The organism is Acinetobacter sp. 789_lipA (genome assembly GCF_058242845.1).
Genome location: NZ_JBZAYS010000001.1, coordinates 1577447 through 1599481, shown reverse-complemented (window position 1 = coordinate 1599481; position 22035 = coordinate 1577447). Strand labels below are relative to the sequence as shown.

Genomic DNA, 22035 nt, shown 5'->3' with positions numbered 1-22035 from the left:
ATCAGGCAATATAGACACTCCCCCATAGATGATACAGTAAGCTACTACCAATAGCTTATACATAGTAGCAATTGATCTGCTATCGACAGACAGTTTAGATCATCACCTTATGCAGGATAAATACAAGTTAAGTACATCAATTATTATTCGAAAAAAAGACCCAGTTATTCACGTCAGATGTTTGAATTGAGATCCAGCCTGCTTATGTATATCAATATATGGCATAGAATTAATTACACAGGAAAGATGAGAAAATCTGAATGAAAAATTATAAAAATAATAGTTTATTATAAGTTATACGCGTGATTTATTGATTATCTCTGCAAATTTCAACGGTTGTATTGGTCAAGAGTTAAATGAAACTTGCAACTTTCCAGATTTGGTATAGCTTAAATTACATTAAGTTATACATAAAAATTAAAAACTGAGTGTGTATATTTTCTTTGAATCATCCTATTTTATAATATGTTTTAACCTCAATTCTTTTGGCTTTAATTCACATAAAAAAACGAATATGATTTAAACCCTATTTTTAAATAGTTTAACGTCAAACTACCCAAGGTTTGATCATAAAAAGCACCATTAGCTCCCCTATGCGCTTGTTTTGGTGCAACTCTAAAAACACTTAGAATCACTCAATTAAACTAAAGCTTCAACATTAAACTAATGATTTATAACAATTATAACCAAAGATAAATCAAATTGATTAGATTGGCATAGATTCTGCATTTTTGTATTCCATCATGTATACAAGTTGGAATGCAAAAAAATGAGTCAGAACAAATGCATTGGCTGGACACTTCAAGAATGGCAAACCGCTTATCTCAACCAAGATATTCATCTTGAAGATTTAATCGACTATGTAGCGCAATTACCACAACCTGATCATGCATGGATTTCAATTGCTACGACCGAAATACTTTCCCAACAAATTGAAGCCTTAAAGCAAAAAGCAGATCAAGCCACAGACCTCAGCAAAGAATTGCCTTTATACGGCATTCCGTTTGCAGTGAAAGATAACATCGATGTTGCTGGTTTTGTCACCACGGCCGCATGCAAAGCCCTGACAACTGTTGCTACACAAGATGCAGAAACCATTCGCCTGCTTAAAAATGCAGGGGCAATTGTTGTAGGAAAAACCAATTTAGACCAATTCGCAACGGGGCTTGTCGGGACACGCTCTCCCTTTGGTGCAGTCAGTAACACGTTTAATGCTGACTATGTCAGTGGTGGCTCTAGCTCTGGTTCAGCCAGTGTTGTGGCTCGTGGCTTGGTACCCTTTGCACTCGGAACAGATACCGCAGGCTCTGGCCGTGTTCCTGCTGCATTTAACAATATTATTGGGCTAAAACCGACTAAAGGTCGTTTTTCAAATCGTGGTTTATTACCAGCTTGTAAAAGCTTGGACTGTATTTCAATTTTTGCATTAACGGTAACAGACGCCGACACCATTGCCCAAACGGTAGAACATTACGATGCGTTAGATAGCTATTCACGCCAGCACCCCAAAACTACACCTGTGAAACTCTCGACTAAGCCACATTTTGCTATTCCCCAAAAACTGGAATTCTTTGGAGATGACCAAGCTAAATATGCCTTCCAACTGGCTGTAGAACAGTTAAAAGTTCTCGGTGCTGAAATTACTGCAATTGATTTTTCGGCTTTTGAACAATTAGCAGCCCAACTCTATCAAGGCTCATGGGTGGCAGAACGTACCGCAGCGGTTGCCGAGTTGTTGGCGCAGCAGCCTGAGGTTTTCGATCCGACAGTACGTGCAATCATTCAAAAAGGTCATGATTTTAGTGCAGTTGATGCCTATAACGCGGAGTACTTAAAGCAAGAATTAAGCCGAAAAATTCAAGACACTTTGGCCCAATTTGATGCATTGATTGTTCCCACCTCTCCAACCATTCATACCCTTGCCGAAATGGAACAGTCACCGATTAGTCTGAACTCTGAGTTTGGGACTTATACCAATTTTACCAACCTCGCCGATTTAAGTGCTCTCGCCCTGCCCGCAGGTTTCCGCACTGACGGTTTACCTTTCGGCATCAGCCTAATTGCACCTGCATGGTATGACCAAGCTCTGATTGAATTCGGAAAAATTTGGCAGATGCATTTGAACTTAAAGCTGGGGGCTTTAGACCGCTATGCACCCATTCCAAAGCTACAGAACTCAGTCTCTCCACATCATATCCGTGTTGCGGTGGTTGGGGCACACCTGACTGGAATGCCGCTGAACTTCCAATTGCTCACCCGTGATGCTGTGCTTGTGGAAACCACGCATACCGCTGAGCACTATGCCCTGTTTGCCCTGAATGGCGCGATCCCGCCTAAACCCGGTCTAGCCCGAGTCGATGAACACGGTCAGCAGATCATTGTTGAACTGTGGGATGTACCGACCGCTCGCTTTGGCGAATTTGTCGCAGAGATTCCGACACCACTGGGCATGGGCAATGTCGAACTGGCAGACGGTCGATGGGTGAAAGGTTTCATTTGTGAACCTTATGGCTTAAACGATGCCGAAAACATCAGTCACTTTGGCGGTTGGCGCACCTATATCCAGCACCGTAACAATTCAAAAGTAGAACAAGCTTAGTCAAATTTAGGAATTATAAAATGTTTAAAACTGTATTGATTGCAAACCGTGGCGAAATTGCCGTACGTGCAATTCGCACTTTAAAAAAACTGGGGATGACCAGTGTAGCGGTATATTCAGACAGTGATCGTTACGCACAACATGTCAAAGACGCGGACATTGCCATTGCTCTAGACGGCTTAAAACCATCCGACACTTATTTAAGCATTGAAAAATTGATTCAAGCCGCTCAAAAAACGGGGGCTGAAGCTATTTTCCCCGGCTATGGCTTTTTATCAGAAAGTGCTGAATTTGCAGAGGCTTGTGAGAAAAATAATATTGCCTTTATGGGGCCAACCGCGACACAAATTTTAGAGTTTGGTTTAAAACACCGTGCACGTGAACTAGCTGCCGCTGCACAGGTGCCTATGACACCGGGTACAGGCTTACTTGAAAGCTTAGATGAGGCAATTTCTGCGGCTACAGAGATTGGTTACCCCATCATGCTGAAAAGCACCGCAGGCGGCGGTGGCATTGGTCTTACCCGCTGTGATAATGAACAAGCCTTAGTTGAAGCTTATGAAAGCGTCAAACGTTTAGGTGCACAATTTTTTAAAGATTCGGGCGTATTTTTAGAACGTTTTATTGACCGTGTGCGTCATGTCGAAGTTCAGATTTTTGGTGATGGTCAAGGTCAAGTGGTTGCATTAGGCGAACGCGACTGTTCATTGCAACGTCGTAACCAAAAGGTTGTGGAAGAAACCCCTGCTGCTCATCTGCCCGAAGCCACACGTCAAAAACTACACCAAGCAGCAGTTGAACTCGGCAAATCTGTCAATTACCGCAGCGCAGGTACGGTCGAATTTATTTATGATGCTGCACGCGATGAATTTTACTTCCTTGAGGTCAATACCCGACTACAAGTAGAACATCCTGTCACTGAGATGGTGACGGGTTTAGACCTGATTGAATGCATGCTTAAAGTCGCTGCGGGCGATGCACTGGATTGGACGGCACTGAGCAACATCCAACCACAAGGTGCGGCGATTGAAGTGCGTATTTATGCAGAAGATCCAGTTAAGAACTTCCAGCCCAGCCCGGGTGTACTGACCGAAGTTGCATTTCCAGACAATTGCCGTATTGATACTTGGGTCTCAACAGGGACAGAAATTTCGCAATATTTTGACCCGATGATTGCCAAAATCATCGTACATGCGGACACCCGTGAACAAGCCATTGAGCAACTAAAAAGTGTGCTCTCTCAAACTCGTTTAAATGGCATCAGCACCAATTTAGACTATGCACATAGCGTGATCTCTGATGAACGCTTTGCACAAATGCAAATCTGGACACGCTTGCTAGATGACTTTGACTACGTACCGAATGTAATTGAAGTACTCCAAGCTGGCACGCAAAGCTCGATTCAGGACTTTCCGGGACGTGTTGGCTATTGGGATATTGGTGTACCACCATCGGGTCCTATGGATGACTATGCTTTTCAATTGGCCAATCAAATTGTGGGGAATGATGCTAGCGCAGCAGGTTTCGAGTTCACTCTTCAAGGCCCAAGCCTCAAGTTCCACCAAGACAGTGTGATTGCACTGACAGGTGCGCCATGCCCTGCGCAACTCGATGATAAGCCCGTGGACTTTTGGCAGCCGATTCACATTTGCGCAGGTCAAGTACTCAGCTTAGGACAGGTCGAGTCTGGTTGCCGTAGCTATTTAGCAGTGCGTCATGGACTCGATATCCCCCTATATTTGGGCAGTCGTTCGACTTTTGCTTTAGGTAACTTTGGCGGGCATGCAGGACGCGTGCTTCGTGCAGGTGACATGATCAAACTCGTCAACACAACCCATCCAAATAGCGATACACCTTTAGCCACGCAAGAACCACAAGCTCTATCTTCTGCCCTGATTCCAAGCTACGGCAGAGAATGGAAAATTGGCGTTCTGTATGGACCACATGGTGCACCTGACTTCTTTAAACCCGAATATATTGAAGAGTTTTTTGCCTCCCAATGGACTGTACACTTCAATTCCAACCGTCTAGGCATCCGACTATCAGGGCCAACACCAAGCTGGGCACGTGAAAATGGCGGTGAAGCAGGACTCCACCCATCGAATGTCCATGACTGTGAATATGCTATTGGTGCGATTAACTTCACAGGTGACTTCCCTGTCATTTTGGCCAAAGATGGGCCAAGTCTAGGAGGTTTCGTTTGCCCTGTAACCATTGTCAAAGCTGAACTTTGGAAAGTGGGTCAGCTTAAAGCCGATGATAAAATCAGCTTTTATCCTTTAACTGTTGAACAAGCCAATGCCTTAGAACAACAACAAATTGAACGGATCGAAAACTTTGCCCACGCAGCACTTAATTCTGAGCCCCCAAGCAGTGATATTCCAACATCCGCAATTCTTGCCAGCTTAGAGGCAACTGATGTGTCTCCACGCACGGTATACCGCCAAGCGGGTGACAGCTATATTCTACTGGAGTACGGTGACAACGTTTTAGACTTGGCGCTACGCTTACGCGTTCATCAGCTCATGCAACTCATTCGCGCGGCTAATATTAAAGGCATATTGGAACTATCCCCCGGCGTACGCTCGCTGCAAATCAAATACGATGGACTCACGCTTCCACAGCATCAATTGATCGAATTTCTACTCAAACTTGAACAGCAAATGGGAGATTTAAGCCAAATTAAGATCCCGTCACGGATCATCCATCTGCCGATGGCATTTGAAGACAGCGCAACTTTAGGTGCCGTTGAACGCTATCAAGAAAGTGTCTGTGCCAAAGCGCCTTGGCTACCGAACAATGTCGATTTTATTCAACGCATCAATGGTTTAAACAGCCGAGAGCAAGTCAAAGAAATTATTTTCAATGCCCATTATCTCATTTTAGGCCTTGGTGATGTTTACCTCACCGCGCCCTGTGCAGTACCGATTGACCCACGCCATCGCCTGTTAAGTTCAAAATACAACCCTGCCCGTACCTTTACCGCTGAAGGCACCGTAGGCATTGGCGGCATGTATATGTGTATCTACGGTATGGACTCTCCGGGAGGCTACCAACTAGTCGGACGCACCCTACCCATCTGGAATAAATTTAAAAAGAACAAACAGTTTGGTGACAAACAATGGTTCCTAAACTTCTTTGATCAAATCAAATACTTCCCCGTATCTGAGTCAGAGTTAGAGCAATGGCGTGCCGACTTTGAAAATGGACAAGCACAAATTCAAATTGAAGACACTGAATTTGACTATGCAGCGTATTTACAACTACTTGAAGATGAAAAAGACAGCATTGCCGAGTTTAGAGCACAGCAACAACACGCTTTTAGCGCTGAAGTCGGCTTATGGAAAGAGAGTGTTGATCATCAAGAACATCTGATTGCAGAAGTAACTGATGAGACCGACTACAGTGCCTATGCAGCACTACATGCTTCGATGACCGGTAATATTTGGAAAATATTAGTGGAACAAGGTCAGATTGTGAAAAAAGGGGAAACCATTGCTATCATTGAAGCCATGAAAATGGAATTACCGGTGTACGCTGCGGATGATGGTACTGTCAAAGCCATTATTTGTCGGGCTGGACAAACCGTTCATAGCGGTGAGCCTTTGGTTTATATGGAATAACACATGCCCAATATGACACGTGCAGGTTCAAGTTCAGACAATTTGTCTGAACTGGTTTACCAGAAAATTAAGAACGATATTTTTGATTTCAAATTGATGCCGGGTGAACGTTTTACCGAATCCGAAATCGCCTTGAACTATCAGGTCAGCCGCACGCCTGCGCGGCAGGCGCTATATCGATTGCAACAAGAAGGCTATGTAGAGGTGGCATTTCGTAGTGGCTGGACTGTCCGTCCGTTGAACTTGCAATACTACGATGAGCTGTATGAGCTACGCATCATGATTGAGCAGTATGCAATTCGAAAGTTATGCAGCAGTGCATCTCAACCATCGAAGGAAATGAAACACCTACACAAAATTTGGATGGTTGCACCTGAGCAGTATCTGTCAAGTTTAAAAGCCATGGCGAAAATTGATGAAGATTTTCACTGTGCATTGGTTCGTGCCATTGGCAATCAAGAAATGATCAAAATTCACCAAGAGGTCAGTGAAAAAATTCGCATTATTCGTCGCCTCGATTTTTCTAAAATGGATCGGATTGAAGCCACCTATGCGGAGCATCAAGCCATTTTGAATTATATAGCACAGCAACAGACGGAGCTTGCCGTTGAAAAGATCAGCGCTCACATTCAACAAAGTCGGGATGAGGTAAAAAAAATTACCTTAGGTATGCTTAGTCAGCATGCCGTTGTGAAAGCAAGTCGCTAAGCACTCAATCAACATTCCACTCTCAAATAGAAAAGGCGCTTCATGCGCCTTTTCTTAAACCTTTGAACTTAAGCAGGAATACGCAGCACTTGGCCTGGGAAAATATCATCTGCATCTTTCAATAGCGGACGGTTGGCCTCAAAAATTTTATTGTACTGGTTGGCATCACCATAAAATGCTTTGGAAATTTTTGATAGATTATCGCCCGATTTAACTGTGTAGAACTTACTTTCAGGTTCAGGGCTAGCCACAGTGAGTTGATCATCGACTTGTGCTACATGGTCAATATTACCGACAGCTAAAACAATCTTTTCTTTATCGGCTTGAGTCTGAACTTGCCCTTTCACGGTCGCCAAATCCGTGGTGGAGTTATAGCTGACTGAAAGTCCCGTCACAGATAAGCCCAATGCTTTGATATGACCCAATAACTTGTTGGCAATTTCTTGAGCCGATGGCTCTGCTGGTGTGGTTGGTGCGGCTTGAGGCTCGGCGGCTGCTGTGTTTTTCTTACCAATGCCTTTAACAAAATCAAAAAGACCCATGTGTATGCTCCATCTTGTTATATCAGTGTTGTTATATTGAATGCTCAAAAATGAGACACCCTTTTTTATACCCAAAAAAGACAACAGATTTGGTAGCGAATAGTCCTCTTAAGGTAAAGCTTTGTAAGTTACCCGAGTAAATAGCAGATTTTAAAGGTGAGTTAGGTGCTTTGCATTTTTTGAAAGGCATAAAAAAGCCACCCAACTGGGTGGCCTTTCCATTCAGCAAAGCTGAAACAATATGTATTAACCTAGTTTCTTAGAAACGTAGTCAATCGCAGATTGTACAGTTGTGATTTCGTTAGAATCTTCGTCTGGGATTGTGATGTCAAAATCGTTTTCGAAAGACATAACAAGCTCAACAAGGTCTAAAGAGTCAGCACCTAAGTCATCCATGAAAGATGCTTCGTTTTTGATTTCTTCAGCCTTAAGACCAAGTTGTTCTGCAACTGCTTGCTTGATGCGTTGTTCGATATCGCTCACAGGAATTCTCCTCATTGCTTGTGGCGTTTTTAATGCCGTTAGTTTAATTGAATCTTTAAAATTTTGAAAGTTTATCCATCAGCCAATTAGCTCATGTATAGACCACCATTTACATGCATTACCGTACCAGTAATGTAATTTGCTTTGTCTGATGCCAAGAAGCTCACCGCATTTGCAATATCTTGTGGATCACCTAAACGGTTCAAGGCCACTTGATCGCTCATTTTTTTACGGATGTTTTCGCTTAATTGCTCAGTCATTTCTGTTGCAATAAAACCAGGCGCCACTGAGTTTACAGTGATTTGACGGCTGCCCATTTCTTTTGCAAGGCTACGGCTAAATGCTTCAATACCAGCTTTCGCTGCTGAATAGTTGGCCTGACCTGGGTTGGCAAAATGCGCAACCACAGAACTAATATTAATAATTCGTCCAAAACGTGCTTTGGTCATACCCTTTAAAACACGTTTCGACAAACGGTAAACTGCTTTTAAATGGATATTTAAAATGTCATCCCAGTCATCTTCTGACATACGAAGTAACAAATTATCTTTGGTAATCCCAGCATTGTTCACCAAAACCAACACAGGGCCATAGTTTTGTTCAATGTCAGTGACAAGCGCATCAATGGCAGCACCATCGCGAACATCGAGTACTTTACCTGCACCGTGTTCACCGAAGCTTACAGCCAGTTTTTCTGCACCTGACTCAGATGTCGCAGTACCCACAACAAAATAACCGTCTTGAATAAGTTGCTGAGCGATGGCAGCACCAATCCCTCGACTTGCACCTGTCACGAGTGCAATTTTGCGTTCCTGTGTCATGCAATTTTTCCTTCAGCCACTAAAATGGCATTTAGTGCATCTTCCAAGCGTGATTTACTATCGAGTGGAAATGCTTTTTCAATATTAGGTAGACGTTTTGCCAAGTTTGCCAAAACATTGCCTGGACCACACTCTGCAACATATTGGATTCCTTGATCCTGAATAAACTGCATGGTTTTGGTCCACTGTACAGACTCATATAACTGAGCTGTAAGTGCTTGGCGGACTTGTGCTACATCTGTAGCAATTTCCGCGCCCACATTTTGTATTACAGGTATGCTAGGCAGCTCAATGGCAGTTTGTTCCAAAGCTTCTGCGAACTGTTCTGCAGCAGGCTTCATCAATGAACAATGCGATGGAACAGAAACTGGGAGTGCAATCGCTTTGCCGCTGTTTTCTTTGGCTAAAGCCATGACTGCTTCAACCGCTGCTTTTTCACCCGCAATGACCACTTGACCTTGAGCATTGTAGTTAGCCGCTTCAACCGAACCCTCAGCCTGACTCGAAACCTGTTGGCATAAAGCAACAACTTGCGCATCGTCCAAACCTAAGATGGCCGCCATTGCGCCCTTTCCTTGCGGTACAGCACTTTGCATTAACTTGCCACGCAAGTTTACCAGCTTGACTGCATCGCCTAAGCTTAGGCTTCCTGCTGCAACCAACGCACTGTATTCACCAAGTGAGTGTCCCGCCAAATACTTTGGTGCAACACCACCAAGTTCTAACCATACACGCCACAAAGCAATGCTGGCAGTTAACAATACCGGTTGGGTAAATTCAGTTTGGTCTAAACCTTCACCAGATTGTGCAATGTGCCACAAATCGAATCCAACCGCTTTAGAGGCTTCTGCAAATGTTGCTTCAACACTGGCAAATTGTTCTGCCAATTCAGCCAACATGCCAACCTTTTGTGAACCCTGACCGGGAAATACAAAAGCTGTTTTTGTTGCCTGAGCGACTTGATCAAGTTGTTTCGCAGACATAAAAAAGTCCTTTCTTGTCTTTGCTCTCGTTTATGGAGCGAAAATTTAACACTTAATTTAGGTCGATGTAATTGCCAAATACAACAAAAACAGCAGCGATAAAAATTCGACAACAAAAAAAGGGAGCTTTACGCTCCCCTTTTTTCGACTAAGCTTTAAGCTTAATGCTTCGACAATTATTCAGCAGATGCTTTAGCGAATAATTGACGACCACGGTAGATACCATCTTTAGATACATGGTGACGACGGTGAATCTCGCCAGTAGCTTGGTCTACAGTTAATGCATTCTCGGTTAAAGCGTCATGTGAACGGCGCATGTCACGGCGAGAGCGACTTTTACGGTTTTGCTGAACGGCCATGATGGCTCCTTACAAATCGAAAAATATGGATCAGAACAAATTCAGTTGTCTTATACGGAAGAGTATAACACAAAAATTAGTTAAGTTTACCCTTCAAACTTGCCAAAACATCAAACGGATTATCCCGCTTTTCTTCAACAAGTTCTTCAACGGCAGGTTGGTGCTTATGTTCACAAGCGTCATGCTTAGCAGACAAAGGCATCAACAATAACAATTCATCTTCTATCAGAGACAGTAAATCAGCCGTCGCAGGCGCATCATAGCTACCTTTCGTCGTTGCTTCACTTTCACCTAAGACGATGAAATCAGCATCCTCATCCAAGCGCTCTATCAGTGACTCATCATCCACTAGAGCTAGATGAAAATCTGAAACGAGTTCAATGTTTACCGTGCCTAAACAGCGCTGGCATTCCATTGGAACGTTCGTTTCAACGTGACCATCTAGCCATACAATACGATGATACGCATCCATTGATAGCTTACAGTCTATGTTAATCAATTGATCATCAATTGATCCAACAGCTTCACGGGCTATACGAGCAAAGCGAGACAATGGCAGTGTTCCTGACCATGTAAAGCCTTGTTCGGCCCATTTAAACGGCTCAATCTGTGCCGGAAAGGTATTTGCTGACATAATTAAGGCGGCAATTCTACAAATTCATCAGTACTCTGTCAAAGATTAAGATACAATTTTGTACTTATTTAGACAGACCATTTGGGTAACTTAAGTCATGCATCTGTTGCAGCCGCAAACAGAAGTGAGTATTTCATCACTTGTGAGCACAATTTCAACTGTCGATTCTGACATTTCAAACCGCCAAGTGCAACTCTCGACGTGGGAGAATTTGTGTACAGAAGCAGAACAAGTTGATTGGCTCATCTTACACTTTAATCGTTGGTTTTCCCACCTGAATGTCAACTTGGTTAAAGGTGACTTTGAACCTGAATATTTTCCCGCGATAGACAGCACCCCTGCACGCATCCAATTTGCCCATGGTTTTTTTAATAGCGCCTTGCATGAAATCAGCCATTGGAGCATTGCGGGTGAACAACGTCGCCTACTCCCCGACTTAGGCTATTGGTACGCTCCTGATGGTCGAACAGCGGAACAACAAGCTTTATTTGAACAGGTTGAAATTAAACCGCAAGCCATTGAATGGTTATTTGCTACAGCTTTTGGTCGAAAGTTCCGTGTTTCCTTGGACAATCTGACTGGTGAAGGGGGTGACGGCAACCGCTTCAAAGACCATGTTTTCGCTCAAGTTCAGGCTTATTTTTCAGGCCAAGCCCAATTACCGCGCGATGCGAAACACTTCATTGACTGTATTTGCCTATGTACTCGTGCTGGCAAAACATTACAGAGCGATGAATTTCAAAGAGAAATGCTCGACTAAATTTCACACGATTCACATTTTGGTCATTGAACATCACCGAGATAAAGCGCGATAATGTTGAAAAAACCATCAGGAGATAAAAACGATGCTTCATTTAAGAGTCCATCCTGATAACCCTCAAGCACGCTCAATCAGCCAAGCAGTAGAACGGATTCGCGCAGGCGATGTGGTGGTGTATCCGACCGATGCCGCTTATGCCATTGGCTGCCAGATTGGGAATAAAAATGCCATGGAGCGGATTGCTCAAATTCGCGGCCTTGGGGCCAAACATCAATATGCCATCATTTGTGCTGATCTATCCGATATTGCCACTTATGCCAAAGTGGACAATGCTATGTATCGTTTACTGAAAAATAATACACCAGCCGTGACGACGTTCATTTTGCCTGCAACCAGTGAAGTGCCTAAACGCTTGATGCATCCGAAGAAAAAAACTATTGGTTTACGTATTCCAAGTAACCCAGTGTGCCAAATGTTACTCAAAGAGTTAGGCGAGCCGCTACTAACCAGTACATTAATCCTGCCGAATCAAGAAGAACCGCTGGATGATCCCTATGACATTGAAATGCAACTGTCAAAACGAATTGATGTGTTTATCGACAGCGGGCTGGGCACATTAAGCACCACCAGTATTGTCGATTTATCAGGTGATCACCCTGAAGTGATTCGCCGTGGACTTGGTGATGTCAGCGCATTTGAGTGATGCGCTGCATTTATTCGCTAGGGAAACTAAATCTCACATTCTCAAGAGATCAACATGACCCTGTTTACGGTTTTGCTCAATCTGAATCAATTTCCCGAGCAACATAGTTTATATGTGCAGCGTCCTTGGACGCTTGAGTCCGAGACTTTGGTGCAAAGCCCGAGTTCAATCAACTGCATTATGCGGGAAGAGAATCTGTACAGCTATTTCCTCCCGATCTCGACCATCCAACAATATTTCAAATTCCTCGAACCCAAAAATCTCTGCCTACAAGACAGCTGTCAGCGCATCATTGAATTTGCGCTACAAGCACCTGAGTAAATCTTTTCTTTGGCGTCAACTGACATTAACTTGAGCTTCAGCTACTCTCTTCACTCATTCAAACCATCTATCAAATAAAAGCGTTGCCCTCACTATTCTAATCTCAATAAATCTGTATCGCCCATTTACCTATCTGCAGCAAATCGATTATTTTGCAAACTACAGGACTATGCCCTAAGTGTGCCAAGTTCTCTCAAACCCACCCCATTTCTGCAAATTTAGCTACGACATCAGTGGATAAAAAGCATCACACAAATAAATACTCTATATTTATTTACAGCTTTTTTTGTTATTTGGTCGGTGAAATCATGTATTCACACCGCAATTTGTTTTACACTAAGCCCTATTAAAATTATGTATTTTTTAAATCACCTCTACTTTTTCTCCTAAGTACTGATTCGAAAAAACATAATCATGCCTTTGAAAATTCGCGTGGCCAATAACTGTAATGAATCAATCCGTCCATAATGCCATGGAAGATCTTCCACAAATCCGTGTTATGGATGAGTGGCATGACTCCATCCCCGAGGATTTATATATTCCTCCAGCTGCATTTGAAATTCTTTTAGAGCATTTTGAAGGACCACTCGACTTTCTGATTTACCTGATTCAAAAAAACGGCTTCGACTTATTACAGTTAGATATTGCCCCGATTGCAGCGCAATACCTGTCTTATATGGATGCCATGAAGTCGCTGAACATTGAGCTGACAGCAGACTATATGGTGATGGCCGCGCTATTGGCTGATTTAAAGTCACGTTTGCTGTTGCCCAAAGCACCCAATGCAATCCAAATTGAAAAAGACCCAAAACAAGAGCTGATTGACCGTTTAGAAACTTATCTCCGTATTAAACAAGCGGCTGAACGCTTGGGGCAAATGCCTATATTAGAGCGAGACACCTTCTCAACCAATGTCAGCTTAGGCCAAACTCTAGACAATAATGACGGTCATGATGTGCAACAGCTGCGTGATGCACTGTTCTGCGTGTTTAACCGACCTGAGCCGATTACCCACCAAATTGCACAAGAACCTGTTTTACTTGAAGAGCGCATGGCTTTTATTGAAAGCAAAGTCGCTTCAGGTGAAGTTTTAATTTTTGAATCTTTGCTGCGTCCCATTCAAGGTCGGATGGGCATGGTCGTGACGTTTATGGCCATTTTAGAGTTAACCCGTCAGCAACGTATTCAAATTGTAAGTTCAGGTGTTGAAGCACCGCTTTCGATACAAGGAGTCAAAAAATAATGTTAGAACAAACCGCTCCTGTAACGAACGAAGATAACTTGCATGAAGTGTTGATGCAATTAGAAGCGATTATTTTTGCCAGTGATGCACCTGTTTCACTTGCACGATTGAAAGAATCGTTCCAAAATCAATATAGCAAACAAGATTTACGCCAGTTTTTACAACAACTTGCCATGCTACAGCATGGTCGTTCGATTGAACTGATTGAAACTGCTCAAGGTTTTCGTTTTCAAGTTCGAGCAAAATACCGTCAAATCGTTGCGCAAACGTGGCCAGAGCGACCAACTCGCCTCTCGCCATCGCTACTCGAAATGTTGGCCGTGGTTGCTTATCATCAACCCGTCACTCGAGCAGATATAGAACAAATTCGAGGAGTCTCAAATAACAGTCAACTGTTACGCACGTTATTTGATTGGAACTGGATTAAAGAGTCCGGTTTTCGTGAACTCCCAGGAAGACCTGCGTTGTTAGTTACGACGCCCCAATTTTTAAATGCATTTGGCCTAAATTCTTTAGGTCAGTTGCCTCCCCTGCAGGATGCCAAGGAAGCTTTTATGGCGCTCGATGCGAATGCACCGAAGTCGTAAATAGGTGAACTGTTGATGATAATTTCTAAGGTTATGCTGTCATGAGTGAAAAGTTGCAAAAGGTACTCGCACGAGTTGGTTTGGGTTCTCGCCGTTATATGGAAGAAGTCATTGCCGCTGGTCGTGTGAGTGTCAACGGCCAAGTTGCCCAAGTAGGCGAACGTATTGAACCAGGTGATGAGCTTCGCATCGATGGTCGTAAAGTATCGTTCCAAATTGAAGATGAAATTCGTCGTCGTGTTCTGATTTACTATAAACCAGAAGGCGAAATTTGTTCACGTAGTGATCCTGAGTCACGTCCAACTGTATTTGAGCAATTGCCTGCAATCGCGAATGATCGTTGGGTAATGGTCGGTCGTCTGGATATTAACTCAACAGGTTTACTACTATTTACAAACGATGGTGAGTTGGCGAATCGCTTGATGCACCCATCAAACGAAGTTGAACGTGAGTATGCTGTACGTGTTATGGGTGAAGTGACGCCTCAAATTAAGAACAACATGCTCAAAGGTGTGGTGTTAGATGATGGCCCAGCAAAGTTTGAGTCATTCTCTGAAATTGGCGGTGAAGGGGTTAACCGTTGGTATCAAGTGGTGGTAAAAGAAGGTCGTAACCGCGAAGTACGTCGTATTTTTGAATCGCAAGGTTTAAAAGTCAGCCGTCTACTCCGTACACGTTATGGCACGGTTATTTTACCGCGTGAATTACGTACGGGGCGTTGGATGGAGTTGGACAAAAACGACATCGACAACTTAACCAAAGCGGTTGAGCTAAAGCCGCGCCAAGGCACTGGTTTATACGGCATGGCAAAACGTCGTACTGAACGTATGCAAGAAAAACCAATGGCTGCGCGTCGTGGTGGTTTCTTACGCCAACAGCGCCGTGACAATGAAGATGAAGGCCAACAACAAGCGAAGCCAGCTTTCAATCGTGAACGCCGTGAAAATCCAAATGGACATAGCCAATGTCGTCAGGACAATGCACAAACTGGTTATGGTCAACATGAACCACGCCAAAACTCAGGCTATGCACAACGTGACAGCCGTCCAGAGAACTTTGGCAACAAAGGCACCTATGGTCAACGCGACGCGCGTGATGAAAATGCGCCACGTAAACCTTTTGGAAATAAAAGCTTTAAGAAGTTTTAATTTTTAAAGTCCAAATTTGAGCCACTTTCGAGTGGCTCTTTTTATATGTGTTTACACTGCACAATAAGCCCTCTTTCTGTTCTAGATCAGTAAGCGTCCGCTGAACCCCATGTCTATTTTTTAATTTGAGTTGGATTTCCAGCGGTGTGGTAGCAATTCTTCTATTTGGGTCACTTTATGGGTCGGCAATCTTTTCAGCACATCACTTAAATAGGCATACGGATCCAACCCATTCAGCTTTGCTGACTGGATTAAAGTCATGATGTTTGCCGCTCGCTGACCACTACGCAGCGAACCTGCAAATAACCAGTTCTTACGTCCCAACGCCCAAGGCCGCACCTGGTTTTCCACCCAATTATTGCAAATCGGTAGATTGCCATCATCCAGATAGCGGCTTAAAGCTGGCCAACGCTTCAGAGTGTAATTGATGGCCTTGGCGGTTGGAGAACTCGATGGCACCGTCAGTTGATGCTGGTTGAGCCATTCATACAGTTGTTGCATCACCGGTTGACTATGCTGTTGTCGGTATTCGCGGCGCTGTTCTGCTGTACCATCGGTCTTTCTCCTGAGTTCTGCTTCTATGGCATACAGTTTCTGAATCAGCACTAAGGCCTGTTCAGCGACCTGACTTTTCTTGGTCACATGCAGTTCATGGAATTTACGACGAGCATGCGCCATGCAGCCCACCTCAATGACTTGGCCTGATTTAAAGCGTGCTTTATAACCACTGTAATCATCACAGACCAGATGGCCCTGCCAGTCTTTCAGGAACGCTTCAGCATGCTGGCCTGAACGACTATCCTGAAAGTCATAAATCACGGCTTGAATTGGATTATATTGGGTTGTTGCATAGGCCCAGACATAACCTTTCTTCGGTTTTTTCTCATCATCACTCATCCGCATGATGGTGACCGGCGTTTCATCAGCATGGATCACCCGCTGTTGCAGCACCACCTCTTTTAAAGCATTGGCCAGAGGTTCCAGTTCTACACCGCAGCGACCTATCCAGTCAGATAAAGTTGATCTAGAAAGCTCGATTCCCGCCCGCTGATAGATCAGACGTTGACGGTACAGCGGCAAATGATCGGCATACTTCGATACCAGCACATGGCTGAGCAATTCAGGTGAAGCAATGCCTTTATCAATCACATAGGCGGGCATCGCTTGCTGAGTCAGGGTGTCACACTGATCACAGACCCATTTGCCACGCACATGCTGTTCCTTATAGAACTGTGCCGGTCTGAAATGCAGTTTTTCACTGATATCTTCGCCGATACGACGTAACTGGCAGCCACAACTGCATTGGGTTGATGCAGGTTCATGCTCAATACGGATGGTGTGTAGATGATCTGGCAGTGGTCGACGTTTAGGTTTATTGACTGTGGCTTTGTGTGTCGCTGCATCAGTTTTATCTGCATTCAGCCGTTCCAGTTCCAGATCAACAGCGGCAATATCTTCTTCGACCGCTTCATCCCATAGATGGATTTGTTTTGCAGTGAGATGTTCGTTTTTACTGCCAAATTTGTGCTGTTTAAATAGTGCGAGCTCATGCTCGTATTTTTGCGTGAGAATGGAAAGATGTTGAACTTTGGCATCCAATTGCTGGTTTGATTTTTCTAATTCTTGATTTGATTGTGCCAAAGACTGATGCTGCATTGCCAACTGCCGGGTAAATTCCAGCAGTTGTTCATGGGTCAGTTGGCTTAAATCAGGCAGTGTATTCATGACCGCAGTATGCCTGAGGTCATGAGAAGAATGAAATAGAACGTTTGGAGAATAGCAGAATGGACCAAGCTAGTTTAGAGCATTGTGACCACTTGCTGTCGTCCAATGCGCTGCCAAGGCAAACCCTGGATCAGTGCCTGTAACTGTTCTGGACTGAGTGCAAGGGTTTCACCCTGATGAACTTTAGCCCAGTGAAATTTTCCCTGTTCCAACCGCCGAGAACACAGCCAGATCCCCAGTCCATCATGTACCAGCACTTTCATGCGATGGCCACGTTTATTACAGAACAGGTAAGCACAATGCGGTTTGATGTAGCCAAAGGCTCTCACCACCTGAGCCATGGCCGTATCCATACCTGCACGCATGTCCATGGGCTGGGTAGACAACCAGATTTCATCGATACGGATCATGTTGTAAGTGCCTTGAGTAATTCTGCTAAAGCAGATATTTCTGATACTTGCCATTTCAAGCCAATTTCTGCTTTTGAGTGGGGTAAAGTAATTTGAACCGTTAACATGCCAGTAGGGATAGGATCTAATGGTGCGGAGCAAGATAAGGCAATAAATGCAGGTTTATTCGGTAGTAGTGAGCGATCATTCCCTGGCTTAGCATCAATTAAGCGAATCCATTTGGATACAAGATTTGTATTCAATCCATGTTGCAAAGCGACCGAAGCAATTGAAACCTCCGATGCTTTACACGCCTGAACGATCTGCTGTTTAAATTCAGCACTATATGTTCTTCGTTTTATCGTAAGAGATGCGATGGATGTCTGGTTATTTGTAGTCATAAATTTAAGTTCCCACTTGTTTTTAAGTGAGGACTAAATTAAGGCTTATAGGACGAATTCATAAGGTGTGTTCAGCGGACGCTTACCTAGATCAGAAAAAACTGCAAGCTCCTTATAAAAAACGCCCAACTTATTGAGCGTTTTTATTCCCCCGCCAACAGCAGCCCATTCATGCCACACTTTGCGGAATGGCGCTAAGTAAGCGTTTAGTATATTCGTGCTGTGGAGACTGGTACAAATCATCTGAATTGGCTATTTCCACCAAATCACCATGATTCATGACCATGATTTGATCTGAAATATATTTCACCACTGATAAATCATGTGAAATAAAGATATAACTCAGTCCAAATTCATCCTGTAAATCTTGCAGCAAATTCAGTACTTGGGCTTGTACCGAAACATCCAACGCTGAAACAGACTCATCACAAATCAAAATTTCAGGTTTTAAAGTTAGGCAGCGCGCAATCGCAATACGTTGACGCTGTCCGCCTGAAAACTCGTGTGGATAACGATAAAAAGCCTGTGCAGGTAAGCTCACACGCTCCAACAGTTCCAAAGCCATCTGTTTACGTTCAGCATCATTCGCGCCGATCCCATGCACTTGCATCGGCTCCATTAAAATCTGCCCGACGGTAAAACGTGGATTGAGTGATGCATAGGGATTTTGGAAAATAATTTGAATCTTGCGTTGATACCGAGCAAACTCTTTTTCTGACATGGCCAAAATATCTTGACCTTCAAACAGCACTTTTCCTCCCGTCGCCGCCTTTAAGCGCATCAGCAATAATCCGATGGTGGTTTTCCCTGAACCAGACTCACCCACCAAGCCCAAAGTCTTGCCTTTTGCCAGTTGGAAACTCACGCCTTTGACCGCTTGAAACTCCTCTTTGCCGAATAATCCTTTACGACTATAAAATGACTTTTTAAGGTCTCGCACATCTAAAATGATCTCTTCTTGGCCAGTTAAGCCGCGAGATCTTTGTTGAAGTGACTCGACATCGATGGTATGCGTTTCAATATAGTCATCACCCTTTTGCTGCATGAAATCACTGATCATGGGCAAACGCATGGGACGTTTGGACAATTGTGGACGGCAGTGTAACAACGCTTTGGTATAGACATCTTGAGGGCGTTCAAGCACATCTTTAACCCTGCCTTGTTCACGAATTTGACCATGCCGCATTACGATTACCTGATCGGCAATTTCCCCGACCAAAGCCAAATCATGGGTAATAAACAGCATCGACATTTGATGCTTCTTCCGCAACGACTCCAGCAAATCTAAAATTTGCTTTTGAATGGTGACATCCAGCGCTGTTGTCGGTTCATCAGCAATCAATAGTTTGGGTTTACACGCAATTGCCATAGCAATCATGACGCGCTGCTGCTGCCCACCCGACAACTGCCCCGGATAAGCATCAATATTGGTTTCAGGAGATGGAATCCCAACTTCTATCAAGAGTTCCAAAGCACGTACACGCGCCTGCTTACGACTCATGCCCAAATGTAACTGCAAAATTTCTGCAATTTGTGAACCTACCGTAAACACAGGATTTAAGGATGACATCGGCTCTTGAAAAATCATGGCAATATCTTTACCGCACTTTTTCCGCATTTCACGACGCGTTAAATCGAGTAGGTTTTGCCCCTCAAACAGAATTTTACTGTCCGAAGCAATTTGACTGCTTTCTGTAGGTAATAGCCCCATGGTTGCTAGCGATGTGACCGACTTCCCACTACCTGACTCCCCAACCAAGGCCACAGTGGTATTCACTGGAATACTAAAACTGATGCCTTTGACTGTTTCAATGTACTGCTTTTCTTCATTTTTAAAGCTGACACGCAAGTTTTCCACCTGAAGTAAGGCTGGCGCTGTCATATGATTAAGTTCAGACATTCTCATGCTCCTATTTCAGTTTCGGGTCTAATGCATCTCGCAGTGCATCGGTAAACATTGAAAATGCAGTGACCAGAACCGCCATTGCTACCGAAGCGGTCGCTAACTGCCACCACTTGCCTAAAATCAGTTCACTTTGCGCTTCATTCAACATACTGCCCCATGACACCACACCAACAGGGACACCAAAACCTAGGAAGCTCAAAATCACTTCTGACTTAATAAAGGCCACCACTAAAATTGACATTTGAACCAGTGCAATATGACTGACATTGGGAAATATATGCACAAAGATACGTCGGCCATGACTCACTCCAATCGCTTTTGCCGCCAGCACATATTCCCGCGAAGTATGCTTCATATATTCGGCACGAATTAAACGATATACTCCCGTCCACCCCGTTAAACCCAAAATCAAAACAATCGATAAAACGCCTTTTTGTTGTAGTACTGCGGCAATCGCTAAAACCAAGAGCAAATAAGGAATCGAAGTGAAAATGTTATAAAACCAGTTCAAGACATCATCGACCCAGCCACCAAAGTAGCCCGAAATTGCACCTAGAACGGTACCAATCACCACAGCAAGAAAAGCTGCGACTAAGCCAACAATAATTGATGTTTCTGCACCTTTAATGGTTTTCAGTAAAACACTTTGTCCCCATTTGTCGGCACCTAAAATCAGGCTTTGCTTGAGTTCCGCTTGTTGATCTAGTAAATGACCATCCAGCGCTTGGTCAATCGCTTTCATATCTTCGGCTAAAGGATCAACAACCCCATAATAATCAATTGCACCACCCACACCTTGTTCAGCAGCAATTTCTGCATTGAGCTCACGAATGACATCTTTTAAAGGATCAACAGGGTTTTCAGGCACAGCCGCTTCGACTTTTTGTGCTTCACTTTGCGTAGCAGGTATCGCTGCTGCACCGATAAACGTAGGCGGTGCATAACTCACCGCAACTTCTTTATTCCAGTCTTTTGCAATCAATCCTGTGGATGACAAAATTAACAGCACCAAATAAAACAGTACGATTAGGAGTGAAAACATCGCGATTCGATCGCGTTTTAAACGGCGCATGGCGAGTTGCCATAGCCCTGTAGATGCTGTTGTAGGTTCAGCAGTATCTGGTTTTCTTTTAGTGAGAACACTGAGCATAATTCACCTACTTCAACTGTACACGTGGATCGACCCATTTATAAATCAAATCGGCAATCAAGTTGAAAAACATCGTTGCGAGGGCAACGTACACGGTAATGGCTTTAATTACGGGAAAATCACTACGCTCTACCGCAATAATTACTTCACGACCAATGCCCGGAATACCAAAGAAACGCTCAATCAAAAATGCACCAATCAACAAAGCAGGTAAACTTGCCATCACGTCTGTAATAATCGGGATTGAGGCATTACGTAGCACATGCACGCCTAAAATGCGCCGTTCACCCATCCCTTTGGCACGTGCAGTACGAACATAGTCTTGATTGACTTCATCCAAAACAAAACTACGATACAACCGTAAAGTCGGGGCAATACTGACCACTAACATGATCAGAATAGGTAATAAAGTATACTTAAACAGGTTCTCACTAAAGCTATCGCTCCAGCCTTGTACTGGAAACCAGCTCAGCTGATAGGCAAAGACATACTGAAAAACAATGATATACACCAAGATACTGATCGACATGCCAATCGTACACAGCATCATCACCATACGATCCGTTAAACTGCCACGCACCGCTGCCACCGCCAAAGCCAAAATAATAGAAATAATGGTTTGTAAGATCGTCAGTGGAATGAGCAAAGTCAGTGAAGGCCCAAGTCGTGTCATGATGATTTGCGATACTGACTCCCCTGTACTCCAACTCAGCCCATAATCAAAAGTCAGAATCTGTTTGATGAAAATCCACAGTTGCACATAATAGGGCTGATCGACCCCAAGCTGCTGTCGGATATTTTCAATCTGTTCAGGGTTCGACATTTTCCCTGCCAAAATATAGGCAGGATCACCACCGACCCAGTTAAACAAGAAGAAAATCAGCAAAACCACCCCAAGCATGGTCGGGATCATTTGCCAAATTCGACGAATAATATATGCCAGCATAAAA

21 protein-coding genes are annotated in these 22035 nt (G+C 43.9%); 9 read left to right on the top strand and 12 right to left on the bottom strand.

Features of this window, described 5'->3' with window-relative positions; genetic code table 11:
* Positions 1 to 769: 769 nt before the first annotated feature.
* From atzF to AC4CUZ_RS07670, 3 genes are read left to right on the top strand one after another with little or no spacing between them, the layout of a single operon-like run.
* A complete protein-coding gene (atzF, locus tag AC4CUZ_RS07680) occupies positions 770 to 2599 on the top strand; it encodes an allophanate hydrolase (protein ID WP_419381136.1) in 1830 nt (609 codons plus the stop codon).
* Between the two features lie 20 nt (positions 2600 to 2619).
* A complete protein-coding gene (gene uca / locus AC4CUZ_RS07675) occupies positions 2620 to 6222 on the top strand; it encodes an urea carboxylase (RefSeq protein ID WP_490747463.1) in 3603 nt (1200 codons plus the stop codon).
* Between the two features lie 3 nt (positions 6223 to 6225).
* Positions 6226 to 6930: a GntR family transcriptional regulator gene (locus AC4CUZ_RS07670; RefSeq protein WP_490747462.1), complete on the top strand. Its 705-nt coding sequence runs from the start codon at positions 6226 to 6228 to the stop codon at positions 6928 to 6930.
* A 68-nt stretch (positions 6931 to 6998) separates the two neighbouring features.
* On the opposite strand, the gene lysM is transcribed toward AC4CUZ_RS07670, so the two are convergent.
* From lysM to AC4CUZ_RS07640, 6 genes are all read right to left on the bottom strand, one after another.
* Positions 6999 to 7472 (bottom strand): peptidoglycan-binding protein LysM, encoded by a 474-nt coding sequence (lysM, locus tag AC4CUZ_RS07665; RefSeq protein WP_062034058.1) that lies wholly within the window; start codon positions 7470 to 7472, stop codon positions 6999 to 7001.
* A gap of 246 nt (positions 7473 to 7718) precedes the next feature.
* Entirely contained in the window at positions 7719 to 7955 is a 237-nt protein-coding gene (gene acpP / locus AC4CUZ_RS07660; RefSeq protein ID WP_004695351.1) for an acyl carrier protein, read from the bottom strand.
* Between the two features lie 86 nt (positions 7956 to 8041).
* Positions 8042 to 8776 carry a 3-oxoacyl-ACP reductase FabG gene (gene fabG / locus AC4CUZ_RS07655; protein ID WP_490747461.1) on the bottom strand — a complete coding sequence of 245 codons (735 nt, stop codon included), beginning with the start codon at positions 8774 to 8776 and terminating at the stop codon, positions 8042 to 8044.
* Complete coding sequence (gene fabD / locus AC4CUZ_RS07650) at positions 8773 to 9759, bottom strand: ACP S-malonyltransferase (RefSeq protein ID WP_062034056.1); 987 nt, start codon at positions 9757 to 9759, stop codon at positions 8773 to 8775. The genes fabG and fabD overlap by 4 nt, the downstream gene beginning before the upstream one ends.
* Positions 9760 to 9935: 176 nt before the next feature.
* Positions 9936 to 10118: a 50S ribosomal protein L32 gene (rpmF, locus tag AC4CUZ_RS07645; RefSeq protein WP_004695348.1), complete on the bottom strand. Its 183-nt coding sequence runs from the start codon at positions 10116 to 10118 to the stop codon at positions 9936 to 9938.
* Between the two features lie 76 nt (positions 10119 to 10194).
* On the bottom strand, positions 10195 to 10752 hold the full coding sequence (locus AC4CUZ_RS07640; RefSeq protein ID WP_004982945.1) for a YceD family protein: 558 nt from the start codon (positions 10750 to 10752) through the stop codon (positions 10195 to 10197).
* Positions 10753 to 10849: 97 nt separating this feature from the next.
* On the opposite strand from AC4CUZ_RS07640, the gene AC4CUZ_RS07635 reads away from it, so the two are divergent.
* From AC4CUZ_RS07635 to rluB, 6 genes are all read left to right on the top strand, one after another.
* On the top strand, positions 10850 to 11512 hold the full coding sequence (locus tag AC4CUZ_RS07635) for an elongation factor P hydroxylase (RefSeq protein WP_436905675.1): 663 nt from the start codon (positions 10850 to 10852) through the stop codon (positions 11510 to 11512).
* An 85-nt stretch (positions 11513 to 11597) separates the two neighbouring features.
* On the top strand, positions 11598 to 12215 hold the full coding sequence (locus tag AC4CUZ_RS07630; protein WP_004695345.1) for an L-threonylcarbamoyladenylate synthase: 618 nt from the start codon (positions 11598 to 11600) through the stop codon (positions 12213 to 12215).
* A 54-nt stretch (positions 12216 to 12269) separates the two neighbouring features.
* Complete coding sequence (locus AC4CUZ_RS07625; protein ID WP_279739255.1) at positions 12270 to 12536, top strand: hypothetical protein; 267 nt, start codon at positions 12270 to 12272, stop codon at positions 12534 to 12536.
* 448 nt (positions 12537 to 12984) lie between these two features.
* The gene (locus AC4CUZ_RS07620; RefSeq protein WP_279677629.1) at positions 12985 to 13779 is read left to right on the top strand and encodes a segregation and condensation protein A; all 795 of its coding nucleotides are present in this window, start codon (positions 12985 to 12987) and stop codon (positions 13777 to 13779) included.
* Positions 13779 to 14366, top strand: coding sequence for an SMC-Scp complex subunit ScpB (gene scpB, locus AC4CUZ_RS07615; RefSeq protein ID WP_010327370.1), 588 nt, complete (start codon positions 13779 to 13781; stop codon positions 14364 to 14366). The genes AC4CUZ_RS07620 and scpB overlap by 1 nt, the downstream gene beginning before the upstream one ends.
* Positions 14367 to 14407: 41 nt before the next feature.
* Entirely contained in the window at positions 14408 to 15514 is a 1107-nt protein-coding gene (gene rluB / locus AC4CUZ_RS07610; RefSeq protein ID WP_490747460.1) for a 23S rRNA pseudouridine(2605) synthase RluB, read from the top strand.
* Between the two features lie 120 nt (positions 15515 to 15634).
* Here rluB and tnpC read toward each other — a convergent pair whose 3' ends face one another.
* The 6 genes from tnpC to AC4CUZ_RS07580 all read right to left on the bottom strand — a co-directional run bounded on the left by tnpC (position 15635) and on the right by AC4CUZ_RS07580 (position 22031).
* Positions 15635 to 17239: an IS66 family transposase gene (gene tnpC / locus AC4CUZ_RS07605; protein WP_490747413.1), complete on the bottom strand. Its 1605-nt coding sequence runs from the start codon at positions 17237 to 17239 to the stop codon at positions 15635 to 15637.
* 74 nt (positions 17240 to 17313) lie between these two features.
* Positions 17314 to 17649 (bottom strand): IS66 family insertion sequence element accessory protein TnpB, encoded by a 336-nt coding sequence (gene tnpB / locus AC4CUZ_RS07600; RefSeq protein WP_004684362.1) that lies wholly within the window; start codon positions 17647 to 17649, stop codon positions 17314 to 17316.
* Positions 17646 to 18029 carry an IS66-like element accessory protein TnpA gene (tnpA, locus tag AC4CUZ_RS07595; protein WP_043974824.1) on the bottom strand — a complete coding sequence of 128 codons (384 nt, stop codon included), beginning with the start codon at positions 18027 to 18029 and terminating at the stop codon, positions 17646 to 17648. The genes tnpB and tnpA overlap by 4 nt, the downstream gene beginning before the upstream one ends.
* A 169-nt stretch (positions 18030 to 18198) precedes the next feature.
* Complete coding sequence (locus AC4CUZ_RS07590; RefSeq protein WP_490747459.1) at positions 18199 to 19929, bottom strand: ABC transporter ATP-binding protein; 1731 nt, start codon at positions 19927 to 19929, stop codon at positions 18199 to 18201.
* 10 nt (positions 19930 to 19939) lie between these two features.
* A complete protein-coding gene (locus AC4CUZ_RS07585; protein WP_436905672.1) occupies positions 19940 to 21085 on the bottom strand; it encodes an ABC transporter permease in 1146 nt (381 codons plus the stop codon).
* A gap of 7 nt (positions 21086 to 21092) precedes the next feature.
* Positions 21093 to 22031 carry an ABC transporter permease gene (locus AC4CUZ_RS07580; RefSeq protein ID WP_490747458.1) on the bottom strand — a complete coding sequence of 313 codons (939 nt, stop codon included), beginning with the start codon at positions 22029 to 22031 and terminating at the stop codon, positions 21093 to 21095.
* Positions 22032 to 22035 lie beyond the last annotated feature (4 nt).

Coding starts and splice junctions, on each gene's coding strand:
- AC4CUZ_RS07585 (WP_436905672.1), bottom strand. CDS start 21,085: ATGCTCAGTGTTCTCACTAAAAGAAAACCAGATACTGCTGAACCTACA.
- lysM (WP_062034058.1), bottom strand. CDS start 7,472: ATGGGTCTTTTTGATTTTGTTAAAGGCATTGGTAAGAAAAACACAGCA.
- AC4CUZ_RS07625 (WP_279739255.1), top strand. CDS start 12,270: ATGACCCTGTTTACGGTTTTGCTCAATCTGAATCAATTTCCCGAGCAA.
- AC4CUZ_RS07580 (WP_490747458.1), bottom strand. CDS start 22,031: ATGCTGGCATATATTATTCGTCGAATTTGGCAAATGATCCCGACCATG.
- rpmF (WP_004695348.1), bottom strand. CDS start 10,118: ATGGCCGTTCAGCAAAACCGTAAAAGTCGCTCTCGCCGTGACATGCGC.
- AC4CUZ_RS07640 (WP_004982945.1), bottom strand. CDS start 10,752: ATGTCAGCAAATACCTTTCCGGCACAGATTGAGCCGTTTAAATGGGCC.
- uca (WP_490747463.1), top strand. CDS start 2,620: ATGTTTAAAACTGTATTGATTGCAAACCGTGGCGAAATTGCCGTACGT.
- fabD (WP_062034056.1), bottom strand. CDS start 9,759: ATGTCTGCGAAACAACTTGATCAAGTCGCTCAGGCAACAAAAACAGCT.
- tnpB (WP_004684362.1), bottom strand. CDS start 17,649: ATGATCCGTATCGATGAAATCTGGTTGTCTACCCAGCCCATGGACATG.
- AC4CUZ_RS07670 (WP_490747462.1), top strand. CDS start 6,226: ATGCCCAATATGACACGTGCAGGTTCAAGTTCAGACAATTTGTCTGAA.
- tnpC (WP_490747413.1), bottom strand. CDS start 17,239: ATGAATACACTGCCTGATTTAAGCCAACTGACCCATGAACAACTGCTG.
- AC4CUZ_RS07630 (WP_004695345.1), top strand. CDS start 11,598: ATGCTTCATTTAAGAGTCCATCCTGATAACCCTCAAGCACGCTCAATC.
- scpB (WP_010327370.1), top strand. CDS start 13,779: ATGTTAGAACAAACCGCTCCTGTAACGAACGAAGATAACTTGCATGAA.
- tnpA (WP_043974824.1), bottom strand. CDS start 18,029: ATGACTACAAATAACCAGACATCCATCGCATCTCTTACGATAAAACGA.
- rluB (WP_490747460.1), top strand. CDS start 14,408: ATGAGTGAAAAGTTGCAAAAGGTACTCGCACGAGTTGGTTTGGGTTCT.
- fabG (WP_490747461.1), bottom strand. CDS start 8,776: ATGACACAGGAACGCAAAATTGCACTCGTGACAGGTGCAAGTCGAGGG.
- AC4CUZ_RS07620 (WP_279677629.1), top strand. CDS start 12,985: ATGAATCAATCCGTCCATAATGCCATGGAAGATCTTCCACAAATCCGT.
- AC4CUZ_RS07635 (WP_436905675.1), top strand. CDS start 10,850: ATGCATCTGTTGCAGCCGCAAACAGAAGTGAGTATTTCATCACTTGTG.
- AC4CUZ_RS07590 (WP_490747459.1), bottom strand. CDS start 19,929: ATGTCTGAACTTAATCATATGACAGCGCCAGCCTTACTTCAGGTGGAA.
- atzF (WP_419381136.1), top strand. CDS start 770: ATGAGTCAGAACAAATGCATTGGCTGGACACTTCAAGAATGGCAAACC.